10 protein-coding genes and 1 pseudogene are annotated in these 15,213 nt (G+C 57.0%); 2 read left to right on the top strand and 9 right to left on the bottom strand.

Annotated features, from left to right (window positions below; translation table 11 throughout):
• Positions 1-16 precede the first annotated feature (16 nt).
• The 8 genes from WBG04_RS21955 to WBG04_RS21920 form a co-directional block, all read right to left on the bottom strand.
• Entirely contained in the window at positions 17-1,501 is a 1,485-nt protein-coding gene (locus WBG04_RS21955; protein ID WP_424317031.1) for a sulfatase, read from the bottom strand.
• A gap of 48 nt (positions 1,502-1,549) precedes the next feature.
• Positions 1,550-3,085 carry a sulfatase gene (locus tag WBG04_RS21950; RefSeq protein WP_424317029.1) on the bottom strand — a complete coding sequence of 512 codons (1,536 nt, stop codon included), beginning with the start codon at positions 3,083-3,085 and terminating at the stop codon, positions 1,550-1,552.
• Positions 3,086-3,150: 65 nt separating this feature from the next.
• Complete coding sequence (locus WBG04_RS21945; protein WP_424317027.1) at positions 3,151-4,788, bottom strand: FAD-dependent oxidoreductase; 1,638 nt, start codon at positions 4,786-4,788, stop codon at positions 3,151-3,153.
• A gap of 15 nt (positions 4,789-4,803) precedes the next feature.
• A complete protein-coding gene (locus WBG04_RS21940) occupies positions 4,804-6,153 on the bottom strand; it encodes a sulfatase-like hydrolase/transferase (RefSeq protein WP_424317025.1) in 1,350 nt (449 codons plus the stop codon).
• 29 nt (positions 6,154-6,182) lie between these two features.
• The gene (locus tag WBG04_RS21935; protein ID WP_424317024.1) at positions 6,183-7,520 is read right to left on the bottom strand and encodes a sulfatase-like hydrolase/transferase; all 1,338 of its coding nucleotides are present in this window, start codon (positions 7,518-7,520) and stop codon (positions 6,183-6,185) included.
• Positions 7,517-8,986 carry a sulfatase family protein gene (locus tag WBG04_RS21930; protein WP_424317022.1) on the bottom strand — a complete coding sequence of 490 codons (1,470 nt, stop codon included), beginning with the start codon at positions 8,984-8,986 and terminating at the stop codon, positions 7,517-7,519. Before WBG04_RS21930 ends, WBG04_RS21935 begins: the two co-directional genes overlap by 4 nt.
• A 1-nt stretch (position 8,987) precedes the next feature.
• Positions 8,988-10,094 (bottom strand): ROK family protein, encoded by a 1,107-nt coding sequence (locus WBG04_RS21925; protein WP_424317020.1) that lies wholly within the window; start codon positions 10,092-10,094, stop codon positions 8,988-8,990.
• 21 nt (positions 10,095-10,115) lie between these two features.
• Positions 10,116-11,837 carry a sugar MFS transporter gene (locus tag WBG04_RS21920; protein WP_424317018.1) on the bottom strand — a complete coding sequence of 574 codons (1,722 nt, stop codon included), beginning with the start codon at positions 11,835-11,837 and terminating at the stop codon, positions 10,116-10,118.
• A gap of 648 nt (positions 11,838-12,485) precedes the next feature.
• Here WBG04_RS21920 and WBG04_RS21915 point away from each other — a divergent pair.
• Together WBG04_RS21915 and WBG04_RS21910 are read left to right on the top strand one after the other, a co-directional pair.
• Positions 12,486-13,685, top strand: a complete 1,200-nt coding sequence (locus WBG04_RS21915; protein WP_424317016.1) for a tyrosine-type recombinase/integrase — start codon at positions 12,486-12,488, stop codon at positions 13,683-13,685.
• 692 nt (positions 13,686-14,377) lie between these two features.
• Positions 14,378-14,596, top strand: coding sequence for a helix-turn-helix domain-containing protein (locus WBG04_RS21910; protein ID WP_424317014.1), 219 nt, complete (start codon positions 14,378-14,380; stop codon positions 14,594-14,596).
• 306 nt (positions 14,597-14,902) lie between these two features.
• Here WBG04_RS21910 and WBG04_RS21905 read toward each other — a convergent pair.
• A pseudogene (locus WBG04_RS21905) lies at positions 14,903-15,213 on the bottom strand (hypothetical protein); the annotation flags it as partial.

The raw sequence follows: 15,213 nt of genomic DNA, 5'->3' as shown, positions 1-15,213 counted from the left end.
ATTGAAGAGGGTCCCGCTAGCGAACCGAATTCGCTGAACCCACCTTCTTGGAGGCAGCAGACTTTTCGATTTCCGCCAGATCGCGGCGCATTTTCACGAGGATGGCTTTGGACTCTGGTGAGTTCGCCAAGTTGTGATGTTCTTTGATATCGTTTTTGAGGTCGTAAAGTTCCTCCCCATCCTGCCACCGCGAGTATCGCCAGCGATCGGATCGAAGGGCCTTGCCGAGTTCCTTCCCGCGCGAGACGACCGTATAAACCCGTTCTTTTCCAACGGCAGAGGGATCCTTGAGCATGGGGACCAAACTCTTTCCCTGCAGATCATCGGGAGCGGAGATTCCGCAAAGGTCGGTCAAAGTCGGATAGAGATCGACCAACTCGACGAGTCCATCGCTGGAAGATCCGTCCGTGGTCACGCCCGGCACGCGGATGATCAGCGGAACGCGATTACAAACCTCGAACAAGGTATCCTTGCCCCACATGAAGTGCTCGCCGAGTTGAAAGCCGTGATCGGAAGTGAGGACGATGATCGTGTTGTCCCACTGGCCGTTTTTCTTCAGGCTGTCGAAGATCATTCCGATCTGAGCATCGATGAAGGTGATGCAAGCGTGATAGGCCTGCATCAGTTCGCGGCGAAGAGGATCATTCTCGGCTCCAAGTTCGAAGCCCATCGACTTGTAGCGTCCACACATGGCGGTCCTCGGCGCCTGTTTCCAAAAGTCGGGAGGTGCCGGTTCGTACTGCAGCTTGTCCAGCGGATAGAGATCGAAGTATTTGTCAGGAGCCAGGAAAGGCACGTGAGGTTTATGGATGCCCACAGCGATGAAGAACGGCTTCTCTCCATCGCTCTTCTGATCGATCCACTCCGCCGCTTGTCGGGCGTTCTTACCATCGCGATGCTGCGCATCGGTGAGGCCGGACGGGCCCCAACCGGGCGCTTGATTGCGCGTCTGTTTGGCGACGGTCGGAAGAAATTCCCGCCAGGCCTTCCGGTTCCTTGGCCTGGTGATCGGTCCGTGTTCGGCTTCCCACTTTTTCCTCGCGGCCGCTTCGATCGGCATCTCGTCGTTCTCGAAGCGCACGACCTCGTTCCATGCGAGCTCGCCGTGATCCGCTTTTCCGTTGTGGAAGATCTTGCCGGTGGAAGCCGTCCAGTAACCGCTTTCCTTGAATGCCTGAGGCAGGGAAACCGTGCCCGGCCGGGTTTGGCGGATGTCCGAGAAATTATCGATGACTCCAGTTGACTCAGGATAAAGCCCACTGAGGAACGAGGCACGGGATGGGCCGCAGACGGGATACTGGCAGTAGGCGCGACCAAAACTCATCCCGCTGGCTGCCAGCTTCTCGAATGTCGGTGTCTGAATGTGCTTGTAGCCCGAAGTGGTGACATGGGTGTTCAGGTCATCGCAGACGATGAAAATGACGTTGGGTTTTCCAGCCGCAGCGACAGATGGGAGCAGCGCGAAGAAAATCAGATTGAGGACGAAGGCGAGTGTTTTCATGTGAGGATCATTTTTGTCTTGTGGAAGTATTCTCAGAATCTCGTCGACTCAGTTTGATGCGCCCCCCGCCCTCTTTTTCTGCTTCCCCTTGGATTCCCAACGGAATGTCTCCCCGTCGACGACAAGACGGATCTCGTTGTTGCTCGGCAAGGGCTGGGCGAAGCGCTTCGGTGCTGCGGCATTCAAGCGCTTCACAACCGGTGCATGTTCACGGCGCGAAGCGAGATTGTGCCACTCGTTCGGATCCTCCTCCAATCGGTAAAGTTCCTCTCCGCCATCGGCATAGTGAATGTAACGCCAGTCGCGGTTCATGATCGCGTATTCGTTCGGCTTCATGCCCGGCAACAACACCTCCCGATCCTTCGCAGCGGCCGGATCCCGGAGCACCGGCAACAAGGAGATGCCGTCCCGTTGCTGGGCATCGGCGACACCCGCGAGATCGACCACCGTTGGAAAGAGGTCGATCAGGCTGACCGTCGCGCTAACCTTCGCGCCACGCGCGATTCCCGGCCCGGCAAACATGAAGGGAACATTCGACGTCCGCTCCCACAGCGTGTGCTTGCCCCAGTCGAATTTCTCACCGTGATGGTAGCCGTGGTCGCTCCACAGAACGACGATGGTGTTTTCCGCGTTCGGTCCGGATTCGATCGCGTCGAGCAAGCGTCCCAACATGGCATCCGCATAGGAGATGCAGGCGAGATAGCCGTGAATCGCATCCTCGACGGCATCCAGGCTCTCGAGCCTCCGGTGGATCGCGCCACGCGCCTGCTTTGCCTTGCGAACCGCCGGAGGCAGGTCTTCGAGATCGTCCTTCTTGTAGGCCGGTGCCTTGATCTTCTCGGCGTCGTAGAGATCGAAGTATTTTTGGGGAGCATAGTTGGGGAAGTGAGGCGTGTAGAGACCGACTGCCAGGAACAAGGGCTTCTCGTGCTTCCGGCGCAACAGCTCGCAGGCCCACTCGGTGCGGACCGTGTCGGCCATCTTTTCCTCGTCCTCGTTCTTCACCGGACCCCACTCGAGGAAGAACTTGTTCGCCGGTTCACGGTCGTGGTTAAAGATGCTGTTAGGATACGGCTTGGGTAAGATCGCCATATCGGTCTCCCAGCTATCGAGTGGCCAGCCCCGTCTTTTCTGACCGTCATCGCGAACGAAGAACTCATCCCAGCCCCTCAGGTCGACAAATCCCGCCGGGTGGTGGAAAAGCTTGCCACCTCCATGAGTGGAATAACCTCCCCGCTGAAAGACGAGCTGGAGCGGGGTCAACTCAGGCAAACTGTGAAAGTAAACCTGGGTCGTGTAGCATCCCGTGCTTGTGGCATGACGCCCGGTGAAAAGCGCGGTCCGTGAAGGGGCACAGAAGATGCCCGCCGTATGGGCGTTGGTGAAGTTGACTCCGGACTCGGCGAGCCGATCCATGTTCGGGGTGATTGCCTGTTCGTAACCGAGCGCTCCAACCCAGTCGTTCATGTCGTCCAACGCGAAGAAGACAATGTTCGGAGGCTTCTCCGCCGCCAGCGACAAGCCAGCAAACGAGACAAGGAATGCCCCGATCAACGGGCGCATGTGAAGTTTGGTGGTGTTCATGGTTGGTCGGGGTCGCCGGCGTGTCACCCGGTGTGTTCCAGTTGCTCGGATTTCATGGGGGAGCTTCATTTCGCCTTCGAGACAACCAGCTTTTGACCGTCGGCGAGAAGACGGGTTTCGAGTATTTCGTAGGGCACGTTCTGGACGGGGACACCTTTATCAATCGCGATGTCCGCGGCCGTCGCGGCACTTTGCGAGAGGATCATGAAGACGGGTTCCATGCGGATCGAGCCGAAGGCCATGTGGCTGGCGGAAAGACTCCACGGAACGAGGAGGTTCTCGCATTCACCCTTTTTCGGGACGATGGCGCGGTAGGAAACCGGATAGGGGCCGGGGATGCGGCGTTGCACGTCGCCCTCGTTCTTGACCATACCGTTTTTGACGTGCCGCTGGACGCTGTGGGAATCCATGGTGTACGCGGCAAGGCCGATGGATTCCGGTGCGGTTTGTTTGCGCATGCAGTGATTCTCGGTCATCACGAAATCGGAAACCATGCGGCGGGCTTCGCGGACGTAGAGCTGGTGCGGCCAGTGGTTGTTGTCGGTGAACTCGTCTTTGGCCAGCCCCCACTTCGAATATTCCTCACGGATTTTCTCCGGGACTCGCGGATGATTCTGCAGCGTCCACATCAGGCCGCGCTGCCAGTGTTCGTGTTCTTTGGCGAGGGCGAGGCGCTCGTCGTGATCGAGGGTCGTCCAGTTCCAGTCCTTGCCGTAGTTGATGCCAACCGGATTGTTAGAGATGCCGCCCGTGTTGTTGGAGTCAGTCTTGCGGTTGGGCATGAGGCTGAATTTGGTGAAACCGTTCCGCTGCCCCGCCTCGATGGCGCGGAACAGGAGTTCGTAGTCGGCCTCGTCGAAGCCATCGGGTTTTTCGAACGCGACGCGGTTTCCGGGGACGTCGGTGAGGCACATGCGGAAGCAGTAGGCCTGGAGGCGGTGGTCGCCCTCGCCATCCTCGCCACCGGCGTCCGGGTTCACGCCGGGGAGCAGGCCACTGGAGGGATCGCCGGGCTTCACGTAGGGGTCGATGCCGTCGGGCAGTTGGTTTTTCACGGCGCGCATGCTCTGGATGCCGTTGACGGTTTCGTTGTAGGTCGCATTCGATTCGCGGCCGGTGGTGAAACTGACGCCCGCTTCGGGGAGCAGGTCGCCCTCATAAGTGGCGTCGATGAAGATCTTCCCGGCGAATTCCCGGCCGTCTTCCGTACGGATTTTTTGGATGCGCTTGCCCTCCATGACGACGCCATTTTTCAGATCAAGCCGAGCAGTGACGACGGTGACGCCGTGCTCCTCGAGCATGTCATCGAAGATGGCGGTGGCGACAGAGGGTTCGAAGACGGAGGCGAGACGGGTTTTCGGGTTCAGCGCCGGTGCCCCCTGCCCCTTGTTACCAAATTGCGCGCGCTTCTCCCACCTCCACGCCTCGTCATTCTGGTAGTGCTGATAAACGCGGGTGTAGAACTCGCGGCTCAGGCCGCCGAGGATGGCATCACTACCGAGATCAGTCCAACCGAGGCCGCTGGTGGTGAGACCGCCGAGGTAAGCCGTAGGTGAGACAAGCACAACGGAGCGCTCGGATTTCGCGGCTTGGATGGCGGCGATGATGCCGCCGGAGGTGCCGCCATAGACGACGATGTCGTGCTGTTTCTCCGCTGAAAAGAGCGGAATGCTGAGCGCGAGGTAGAGAAAAAATTCTTTCATCGGATGGGTTTGGGATTACTCCGCGGCGTTGATGAAGGGGACCGGCGGTCGTGGGCCATCGGGGCTGATGGATTCAAAAACCGCTCGTAGCTTTGCCTTGGCAACCGCCGCTTCGGGATCGGATGGGTCGGCGGTTTTCTCCAAAGGGAGGGCGCGGGCGTCGATCAATTTCCCGTTGTTGCGGAAGAGGCGGAAGCTGCCATCGAAAAGGGTTTCGCCACCGAACTTTTTACTCAAGGCGTTGTGCGTCCAAGGGCGAGGAACCCCGGACTTGCCGTGGATTTGCGGCACGATACTGCGGCCATCGATGGCGATGGATGAGGGGATCTCCGTGCCGGTTAGTTCGCAGAAAGTGGGGAAAAGATCGACGACATCGACGAGGTCTCCGCAGACCTTTCCGGCGGGTACGAATGGAGGCCCCCAAACCAGCAGAGGGACATGGCTGCCACCGTCGTTGAGCTGGTTTTTGCCACCGTTGACCTTGCCCGCGGTGGTGTGGCGGGTGTGAGGGCGTTCGCCAGGCTGGCCGGATTTCGGGTTCTTGAAATCGGGTTCCCAAGTGCCGTTGTCGCCCATGAAAACGACGTAAGTGTTTTCCCGGATGCCGAGGGCTTCGACCTCATCGAGGAGACGCCCCACCAGCTTGTCCATGTAGTGGATGAAGTGGGCGAGGCTGGGCTTGCGTTTGAGTTTCCGGTCGTCGGGGGTTTCCACAATAGGCCAGTGCGGAAGCAGCTCGTTGTGGACGATGAGGAAAGGCTTTCCGTTCGCCTTGGCCGTGCGCATCTGTGCGATCACATAGTCGACGAGAACGTCCGGGCCGAAACGATCGGCAATGTCGTCGCGGATTTCACCGTTCTGGTTGAAGGTCGGGTTCCAGTGGCGATCGGTTTTCCCGCCGTCGCGCCAGATTTGCCAGGCGCACCATGAGTCGAAGCCAGCCTCGCGGATGTGGTTCGGGTGATGTTGGAGGGTCGCGAGCTGCCATTTGCCTGTGGCGCTGGTGAGGTAGCCGTTGGCGCGGATCTGCTGGGCAAAAGTCGGCATTTTCTCAAAATCCACCTTCTTCCTGGTGCCGCCGTGGACCGGTAGAACCGAGTCATGGCCGTGCCGGTTGACATACAGCCCGGTATGAAGGCTCACCCGCGAAGGCGTGCAGACCGGGCTGGTGTAGGCGCGGCTGAAACGGACTCCCTGCTCGGCCATGCGGTTGAGGTTGGGTGTTTCAAAATCCTGCCCACCGTAACAGTTGAGCGCTTCGTAACCGATGTCGTCGGCGAAGATCAAAAGAATGTTAGGACGCTCCGCAGCGGACGACGCGTGACAGGCGAGCAGGGCGAAGGCGATGTAGAGAAAGGTTTTCATTCGAGGATGGATTGAGGATTCCTGACGGTCTATTTCGGGATCGATTTGACCCACGACTGATGGAGCGCGGTAAGTTTTCTAACGATATCGGGATACTCCTCCGCGAAGTTCTTTTGCTCACCTTGATCGAGCGCGAGATTCGACAACCATGGACTTTCCACCTTGGCCCGGGGCTTTTTGCCTCCCGTTTCGAGGGGGTTGATGATGATTTTCCAATCGCCCTCGCGCACCGCCCAGCTATTGCCATGGACCCAGTGCAGCACGTCATGCGGCGAGGGTGTATCGGCGGATTGGATGACGGGCAGCAGGCTCTTGCCATCAATGTCGGGATTTAGAATTTCCGCACCGGTGAGTTCGGCGATGGTCGGCAGCCAGTCGCAGCCATGGGCGAGTTGATCGCGCACCTCGCCTTGCGGCAGTTTGCCCGGCCAACTGATGATCGCCGGCACGCGGAAGCCGCCTTCGAAGAGTGAGAACTTCGCCCCACGAAACGGCCCCGAGCTGCCGCCGCCGAAGTGCGCGCGATCCTCGGTGGAGTAGCCGTGATCGGATTGAAAAATGACGATCGTATCCTCGCGGAGACCCAGCGCATCCATGCGCTCTAACAAGTGCCCGATGCGCTCATCGATCGTGCTCAGGAACGCCGCGTAGAGATTGCGTGGGTAAGGCAAATCCTTGTAGCGCTCCAGCCACTCCGGGGTGCCTTGATACGGGTAGTGGGGCACACTCGGCGCGAAGTAGATGAAGAACGGACGATCCTTGTTTTTCTCCATGAATTGCCCCGCCTCCTCCACCATCAGGTCGGGGAAATACCGGCCTGGCATTTGGACTGCCTTACCGTTGCGCCACAGGTCGTGGCGGTTCGGGCCGTTCCAGTAGAAGAAGTGTGAGAAGTTGTCGATGCAGCCACCCATGTGGCCGAACGAGTAGTCGAATCCCTGCCCAAGCGGCATCGTCTCCGGCGTGAAACCGAGGTGCCATTTGCCGATGTGTCCGGTCGCATAGCCGGCCTGCTTGAGCGTTTCCGCGATCGTCACTTCACCCGGCGGCATGCCCGGTTCTCCGAGAGTGGACGGAGCGTTTCCAGGCATCCCGGCACGCGGCGGGAAACGACCGGTCAGCAAGCCGGCGCGTGAGGGCGAGCAGACCGGAGCCGCTGCGCAAAACTGGGTGAACCGCACCCCACGCTTCGCCAATGCATCGATGTTCGGCGTCTCGATATCCTTCGATCCGTAGCACCCGGCATCAGCCCACCCATGGTCGTCGGTGAAAATAACAATGACGTTTGGTGCCCGGTCCGGAGTTTCCGCAGCGAGGCCGACGCCGGCGAACATGAGCAGGACGGAGTATGGAAAAAATCGTTTCATGGATCGGAGAGCTCACCTGCGAGGCTGCCCGGCTTGCCCCAGTCGGGCGGGCGGTCCACGAAGTCGGGTACCTGGTAGTCGACCTCCCTCGACAAGCGGTCATGCTCCGCGAGCATCTTCTCCTTGAGCAGCGCGGCGGCGGGATCGTTGATCAGATTGCGGATTTCGTAGGGATCCGCTTTCAGGTCAAACAACTCGGTCCAAGCTGGGAAACCGGGATATTTGACCAGCTTGGCATCCTTGGTGCGCACGGCGGTGATGTCGGGCACGCGGGTACCTTTCTGCTTTTCGGTGAAGTATTCGTAAAACCAGCTCTGCCGCCATGAGACCTTTTCTCCTGTCAGTAAAGGACGCCAACTCTGACCCTTCATTTCCTCGGGAGCCGGAACCCCGGCGAAGTCTAACAACGATCTAGCAAGGTCGAGATTGAGGACCATTTCATCGACGACGCGGCCGCTGGCTTTTTCGCCCAGTGCCGGATAGCGCACGAGAAATGGCACCCGCAGGCTCTCTTCGTAGGCGCTGCGCTTGTCGCCGGTGGCGTGCGCGCCGAGATAGAAGCCGTTGTCGGAGGTGAAGATCACGAGCGTATTCGAAGCGAATCCGGATTGATCGAGCGCCTTCAGCAGACGGCCGACACAATCATCCATCGCGTTGACGCAGCGGAAGTAGTCAAGATTCGTCGGCATGGTGGGCGGCACCGGCTTCTTCGCCCGCGCTGGATTGGGCCAATAGATCGGCGGGGTGTTGACGTTCGGCACCGTGCGGGCCAGTTCGCCCTCGTACAAGTCCTTCGCGCGGGCCGGTGGTTCCCACGGCTGGTGCGGCGTCTTGAAACCGAGAATGAGCGACCAGGGCTTGTTCGAGGTCTTTTGTTTCTTGATGAACTCGATGGCGTAGTCGGTGGCGACGTCGTCCACCCAACCCTTGGTGGGGACATCCTTGCCATCGACGATGAACCGGCAGTTATCATAACGACCATGGCCGACATAGGTGGCATGATAGTCGAAACCCGGGCGCTCGCGCTGGCTGCCCATGTGCCACTTGCCGACGTAGGCGGTGGTGTAGCCCGCATCCCGCATCAGCGTGGCATGGGTGACATTGCGAAGCGGAAATGGCCGGAAATTCGAGGCGATACTGTTGCCGGGATCATGATTGAAGCGCCCGGTTAGATTGACCGCACGACTGGGAGAGCAAAGGGAATTGTTCACAAAGGCATTACGGAAGCGCACGCCCTGGGCGGCGAGATGATCGAGGTTCGGTGTTTGCAGCCAGGGGAAGCGCCCCTCTTCACCCTGTTCCTTTTGTACATGTGAAAGGGCATCGTAGGATTGGTCGTCCGTGCAGATGAACAGGATGTTTGGCCTGGCCGGGTCCGCAGCGTGGAGCGAAGATGCCAACAGAAGCAGTGCAGAAACAGCGGCGGTACCGAGGGTGAGTAGGGAAAGAAGGATAGAACGAAACATGTTAGAGAGTGTTGAGTTGGTTGAGGGCGAAGGCGTAGGCACCGATGGCGACGGCTTCGCTGGTGCCGAGGCGGGACATGCCGACGCCGATGCGTGGCATGGGATCGTATTGGAGTGTGCGGTCGGTGCCGGGGATGGTGATTTCCCGGGTGTCGCCTTTGAGGAAGGTTTCGAGCTGCGCCAAGTCCTCAAGATTGAAGGCCTGCTGGGTGAGACGCCGAACCGGTTCTCCGGTGGGCTTGTGAAAGTCGCTGTTCAACTCGTCGATGATCGAGGGAAGAAACAGGGGCCACGCGCCTGAAACGCCTCCTCCAATGACCGCAAGGCCGTCGACGAGGCTGAGAGCATTGGCCATGGCATCCCCAACAACTTCACCGAGGCGATCGAATGCTGCGATGGCGGCCTGTTGGTTCCCGGGGTGGTTTCCATTTCCGATTTCGAAGATGTCCTTCGGCTCGGGAGCTTCTCCAAAAGGTATTCCCGCTTTCTCGGCATAAGCTTTCTGCACGGCACGGATGCAGCCCCCCTCCTCGGCGGGCATGCCGGGATCGAGTTTGTTGCTGAGGATCCAGACTTCGGCGGCGCAGATGTTGTCGCCGCTGAAAAGTTGTCCGTCACGGGTGATGCCACCACCGAAGCCGGTGCCGAGCGTCACGCCAAAGAGGTTCTTGTAGCGCTTGGGGCTGCCGGAGCGTTCTAACAGGACGTTGACGTGAGGGAGTAATCCGGCGATGGCCTCACCGTAGACGAAGAGGTCGCCGTCGTTGTTGATGAAGGTGGGAATGCCGAAGATTTCCTCGAGCATTGGTCCAAGCGCGACGCCCCCTCGGAAGCAGGGCAGGTTGTGGAGGTCTCCGATGATGCCGCGGGAGTAGTCGCATGGACCCGGAAAGGCGAAACTGATGGCAGCTGGTGGCTCTGTTAGGGAATCACGGACCTCTTTGAAGCCGTTGATGAGGGTGGTGAGGCAGGTCTCGAGATCGTGGGCGTTCGAGAGAACAGAGAAAGGCTCGATGGCGAGTTGGTTGCCCCTAACGGCGGAGAACTTGAAGTTCGTACCGCCAGCATCGAGCGTCATGACGGTGCGTGGGTCTTCTTCGGACTTCATGTGGCAGATGTGAATGGTGAATCAATGACCTGCTGCGACCGGAGTGATGTCCTCTTCGGTGTCCATTGCCTTTGGAGCGAAGAAGCCATACCAGACGAGGTAGACATATCCGAGAAGCACGATGCCGAGTGAGGCGCGGATGCCATAGCTGTCGGTCAGCCATCCTTGAGCGAGCGGCATGAGGGCGCCACCGACGATCATCATCACCAGCAGGGAGCTGCCCTGGCTCGTATCCTTGCCGAGTCCCTTGATCGAAAGGCTGAAGATGTTTGACCACATAATGGAGTTGAAAAGCCCGATGCCGAGGATCGACCACAGTGCGTAACTGCCGCTGGTGCTCATCGAGAAAACCGTCAGGGCGGCGGCGACGAGGGCGAAGAGTCCGACCATTCTGCCGGCGCTGGATTTGCCGAGTTTGAAGAAGATGAAGCTCAGGGCGATCAGTCCGATGAAGGGAAGGATGTCCATCGGATTGATGTGTTCGCCAACGGTGAGGAGTTGTTTGAAGGTGGCGCAGGTGTAGATGATTCCGGTGGAGATGACGGCCGCGAGGATCATGTAGGGAAGTTTCTTGGACTCCTTCATGTCGCCCAGTGAGATGGCTCCCATCAGGCGGCCAATCATCAGTCCGCCCCAGCAGAACGAAAGGTATTTGTCGGCTTCGTTTTCGGGAAGGTTGGCAACTGAAGGATCTCCCAGGTAGTTGACGAGGATGCTGCCGATGGTGACCTCACTGCCGACATAGAAGAAGATCGCGAGCCATCCCCAGACGAAGTGCTTGTGTTTGAAGGCGGTGATCCCCGGCTCGATTTTTCCCTCTTGGGTGAAGGATGGCAGGGAGATCATTTTGAAGACCGCCGCGATGATGAGGAAGGCGGCACCGAGTCCGAGATAGGGTGCTTTCAGGGAATCCAGTTCCGCCAACTGGAGGCCACGGATGATCTCGTTGGCTTTGCTTTGGGATTCTTCAGCGAGAGGTGTGGCCAGCCCTGCCTCCTGCTGGGCTTCGACAAGTGTCATCGAGAGTTCCCGCAGTTCGTTGGCCATGGGCATGTCGAGGCCTTTCGCCTTGGCATCAGTGAGGACGGCTTTGGTCTTTTCGAGCGCCTTGGTGGCATCCTCGCCCGTCAGGGTGGTTTTTTCGGTTTCGGTGACAAGCGTCTCGACCAGGCCGATGGTCTCGGTCGCGACGGCTGGCTCGACCGGGGTGCCTTCGAAGACTTCCGAGCCGAAAATGAGGATCCCGCCGATGAATGGAGCGATCACGTAGCCGAGGGAACAGAAGCCCTGCGCGAGATTCAGGCGAGACGAGCCGCTGCGCTCCGGACCGAGAATGGTCACGTAGGGATTGGCGGCGATTTGAATGATGGTGACTCCGGCACCGAGAACTCCGAGAGCGGCGAGGAACAGCCAAAACTGATAGATCTGCGCTGCCGGGTAGAACATGAAGCAGCCGATGCCGGCGATGACCAGACCGAGGACCAAACCATTCTGGTAGCCGATCTTGTTGATTGGATCGCCTTTTGAGGCGGAGATCAGGAAGTAGAGCAGGGAGACGAGGAAATAGGCGCCAAAAAAGGCGAACTGCACGGTGTTCGCCTGGAACTGGTTGAGATCGAAGTCCGTCTTGAACTTCGGAATCAGCAGGTCATTCATGCAGGTGATGAAGCCCCACATGAAGAAAAGGGTGGTGACTGCCGAGAAGGCGAACTTGGTGCCTGATGAAGCGGGGTTTTGTGTCATGGGTTTAGCTAAGGAAAGCGGCCTGATTTGGGAGAGCCTGGCTGGTTTTCCGGATGCCCGCCTCGCACCCTTCCCGAAAACAGGGAGAGCCACGCAGGATCATCGATCGAAGAACATGGCCGTATTTCGACAAGTACCCTCGCCGTTCAAGCGAAGTCCCACCTGAGCCTTATTGAGAACATCGCAGAATCAAGATTGGCACTAGTCCCCAAAATGATGACATGCCCTTAGGAATCGATTTGGAATGTTGGGGAGAATCGGCAGTACTCGGGGCGACAACGGTGATTGGGGGGGGACCAGCGGTGACGGTGTGGCGATTTGTCATCTGGATTGAGTCCGGCTTCCACGGAGCATCCACCATTGCCGGGCGACCCGAAATGGGGAACACGACTCGGTTTGCATGACACTCGTGGATCAAATCGAACGCCACTGACCTTACTCGACTCCATCGAAGACCATGCACACTTTCATGCACACTTTTTCTTCACCGGAATCAAAAACCCCTTAAAACAAGGGATTTAGAGCTGGAGGCGGAGGGGGGAATCGAACCCCCGAATGTCGGTTTTGCAAACCGTTCTTTCCCTATATTTCATAGTCTCTTCAGGACTTTCCTATTGGCAACCTATTGGATTTATGCTTGAGTGATTTATGGCCAAGCCACTTTCTTACTCTGTCAGCCGCACTCCAGACGGCAGCTACCGTGTTCACCTTGGCGGTAACAAATACGTTCAACGGAAAACTCGCCTTGCGATAGATTCCGTGATCAGAGAGCACAAGATGACGCGGCTCAGGCGCGGGAAAGAGCTGGCAGACGCGCCTCCAGCATTGGTAGCGGAACTGCTGGCGCTCCATGCACGTTGTGAGGCTGCTGGAACCAAAGTGACGGACGCAGTGGACTTCTGGTTGCCATATTACTCTGCTCAAGCCGCTTCTTTGCCCCTTGCTGATGCAATCGATAGTTTTGTCGCCGATTGCGGAGTCCGGAAATTAGCATCAGCGACGATCAATGAACGTGTCTATCGACTTCGGTTGTGGCTAAGAGCCCAGCCAGATCCAGAGATCACTGTATTCGAAGCCGCAGAGGTGTCCGTGTTGCGCGGATTCATTGCAGACGAATCAGAACGGACTACTCCAGCATCAGCGCGTAATGTTTGGCTAGTGATTTCCGCCTTTGGAACGTGGTGCTTACTACACGACCTGCTTACCGAAAACCCATGTAAAAGAATATCCAAACCAACCCCCGGAGAACGCGCGGTCAACACGATGTCACCTAAGGATGCTGCCGAATTATTACGAATCGCAGTCACCAACTATGATCGCGAGGTTCTATCCTATGTGACTATTTCACTATTCGCAGGTCTCCGCCCCCACGAATTTGTGACGGAACAACCTGATGGTGGCTGGCTGTATTTTGATTGGAAAGCCATAGGGCGTAAGCACCTAGTTAAGGAAAAGCGGCTTGGAAAAGTCAAACGAGCACGACCGGTTCCAATCAACAGCACCCTCGCCGCTTGGATTGATTACATCCTCGAACGCGAGGATGGGACGCCGTCGGGACCAGTGGTAGATGGGTTTGCGTTTTATCAACGGTTTCGCCGATGGAAGCGACGTCTCTACCCCGAGCATCTACCATCCATTGAGGATGATTTGCTACGGCATTCGTATGGGACTTATCGCGTCTTGAAATTAGACAATGTCGGCAAGGTTGCCCTCGAAATGGGAAACAGCGAATCGACGATCAGGCAATACTACCTGAACGGCGAGCGCACGGCCGATGAGGCAGAGCAGTATTGGGCGCTTACTCCAGATGTTGTTTTGAAAGGCAAAAATACCAAAAAACACAGATAAAGATAAATGGCTCTCCGCCAGATCGGCTGGCTCTTTGAAAGAGTCAGATAGTCAATCATTCAAGTCTTCTAAAGGAGGGATTCGAGCGCTGATGAACGAGTCCTAGTCATCGCGAATTTTAGGACAGGGCACTATCAATTCCAGTGTCTAAAAAGGCATACATTTTCAACAATGTTTTCGCCATTTGAAGTATGGATTCAACCCCGAACATTTAGTACCAATAGAAGTCGATACTTTGAGACATTCTATCGGCACGCATCGGGCTTTCGATGCTAATTGACGCCGTCAACGCGACTTAAGAAATGGCAATTCGGTTTAGATCGTCTGAAAAGACTATATAAATACTAATCACACTCCAACCGAGGCCGAACAGCATAGGTATCCGGCTAACGAGATTATATTTAGTTAAACATCTTCTTATTATTAAAATAATTTAATTTTCTTATTGCGCTTCCAATATTTTTGAAATACTTGTCTCCCATGCCGCAACTGAAGTGTTGTTGGCATCGTGACCTATCACTGCTGCCGTTGTTTTGGCCACGTGAAATTGTGTAACTGGATAGCAAGATGCTACGCCCTCCCGACTTGGCCGTCGGTGATAAAAGGGACCAGGAGCAAGCCAGGGCGGGATCGCTGCGCGGAATGCAACCCCGCTCAACGACTCCCCAACCATTGGTCTGCATCTTGATAAATTGAAAACATCTACACAATCCAACCGTCCCTCGCTCGGGTTATTGAGCGTTGGGGAAGCCGCCGAGTATCTCGGCATTAGTCCACGTTCTATCCGGCGACATGCCTCGTCAGGAGATCTCCCTCACCGTCGTGTGGGATGGCTGCTCAAATTCGAACCTACCTGCCTCGATGATTTCGCCATACACATCGGAACAAAAGGGAAAGGACGTCGTCCCTGAATCACCAACCCACACCGGAGGACAAACCGGAATTTGCCGAAGAGAAGACCTCAAAAGCTATCCAGAAATGCCACCAAAGAGCGTGGCGAAGCCTGCCTTGGCAATCGCGGACAGCAAGAACATCGAGGAGGCCCTCACGCACTTCAAGATGCACAGCGACCTCGCCATCGCGATCACCAAAAAGTAAAAGACCATGCACGTTACCCATTGACCGATGGCAAAGGGTGGAAAGGGCGTCCTTTAAGAATGGGAAAAGAACGCAAAGTGCGACGAGATACCTCGTGAGGTTTTACGGCCATGAAAGCATCATATTGCAGACAGTCGTTCCAAAATCGCTTCTGGCTCGAATTCGATGGCGGTGTCGAACCGGGCATCAAACTTCAGATCGGTGACGAGAAGATGGCGGAGGGATCTTTCTGTCGCAAAAATATCGAAGTAAGGAAGTGCCGCAGCCGCATGCCCAAAATCGTGGAAATCGTTGCGCTTGTATTTTCTTCTCTGATCCCAACGGACAGCAGCGGCGAAAGCCGCTCGAATGGTGAATGTGGGGAAATTACCATTAAGCCGACCGAGTCGAAATGCCTCACAAATCATTCCTCCGATTTGAAAAGCAGCTT

Source organism: Haloferula sp. (assembly GCF_049672945.1).
GTDB lineage: Bacteria > Verrucomicrobiota > Verrucomicrobiia > Verrucomicrobiales > Akkermansiaceae > Haloferula.
Note: the sequence above shows the minus strand (reverse complement) of the source record. Positions and strands in the feature narration are given on the sequence as shown.

Excerpts from the sequence above, each read along its gene's own strand:
- WBG04_RS21940 (WP_424317025.1), bottom strand. The coding sequence starts at position 6,153 with ATGAAAACCTTTCTCTACATCGCCTTCGCCCTGCTCGCCTGTCACGCG.
- WBG04_RS21945 (WP_424317027.1), bottom strand. The coding sequence starts at position 4,788 with ATGAAAGAATTTTTTCTCTACCTCGCGCTCAGCATTCCGCTCTTTTCA.
- WBG04_RS21935 (WP_424317024.1), bottom strand. The coding sequence starts at position 7,520 with ATGAAACGATTTTTTCCATACTCCGTCCTGCTCATGTTCGCCGGCGTC.
- WBG04_RS21915 (WP_424317016.1), top strand. The coding sequence starts at position 12,486 with ATGGCCAAGCCACTTTCTTACTCTGTCAGCCGCACTCCAGACGGCAGC.
- WBG04_RS21920 (WP_424317018.1), bottom strand. The coding sequence starts at position 11,837 with ATGACACAAAACCCCGCTTCATCAGGCACCAAGTTCGCCTTCTCGGCA.
- WBG04_RS21950 (WP_424317029.1), bottom strand. The coding sequence starts at position 3,085 with ATGAACACCACCAAACTTCACATGCGCCCGTTGATCGGGGCATTCCTT.
- WBG04_RS21955 (WP_424317031.1), bottom strand. The coding sequence starts at position 1,501 with ATGAAAACACTCGCCTTCGTCCTCAATCTGATTTTCTTCGCGCTGCTC.
- WBG04_RS21930 (WP_424317022.1), bottom strand. The coding sequence starts at position 8,986 with ATGTTTCGTTCTATCCTTCTTTCCCTACTCACCCTCGGTACCGCCGCT.
- WBG04_RS21925 (WP_424317020.1), bottom strand. The coding sequence starts at position 10,094 with ATGAAGTCCGAAGAAGACCCACGCACCGTCATGACGCTCGATGCTGGC.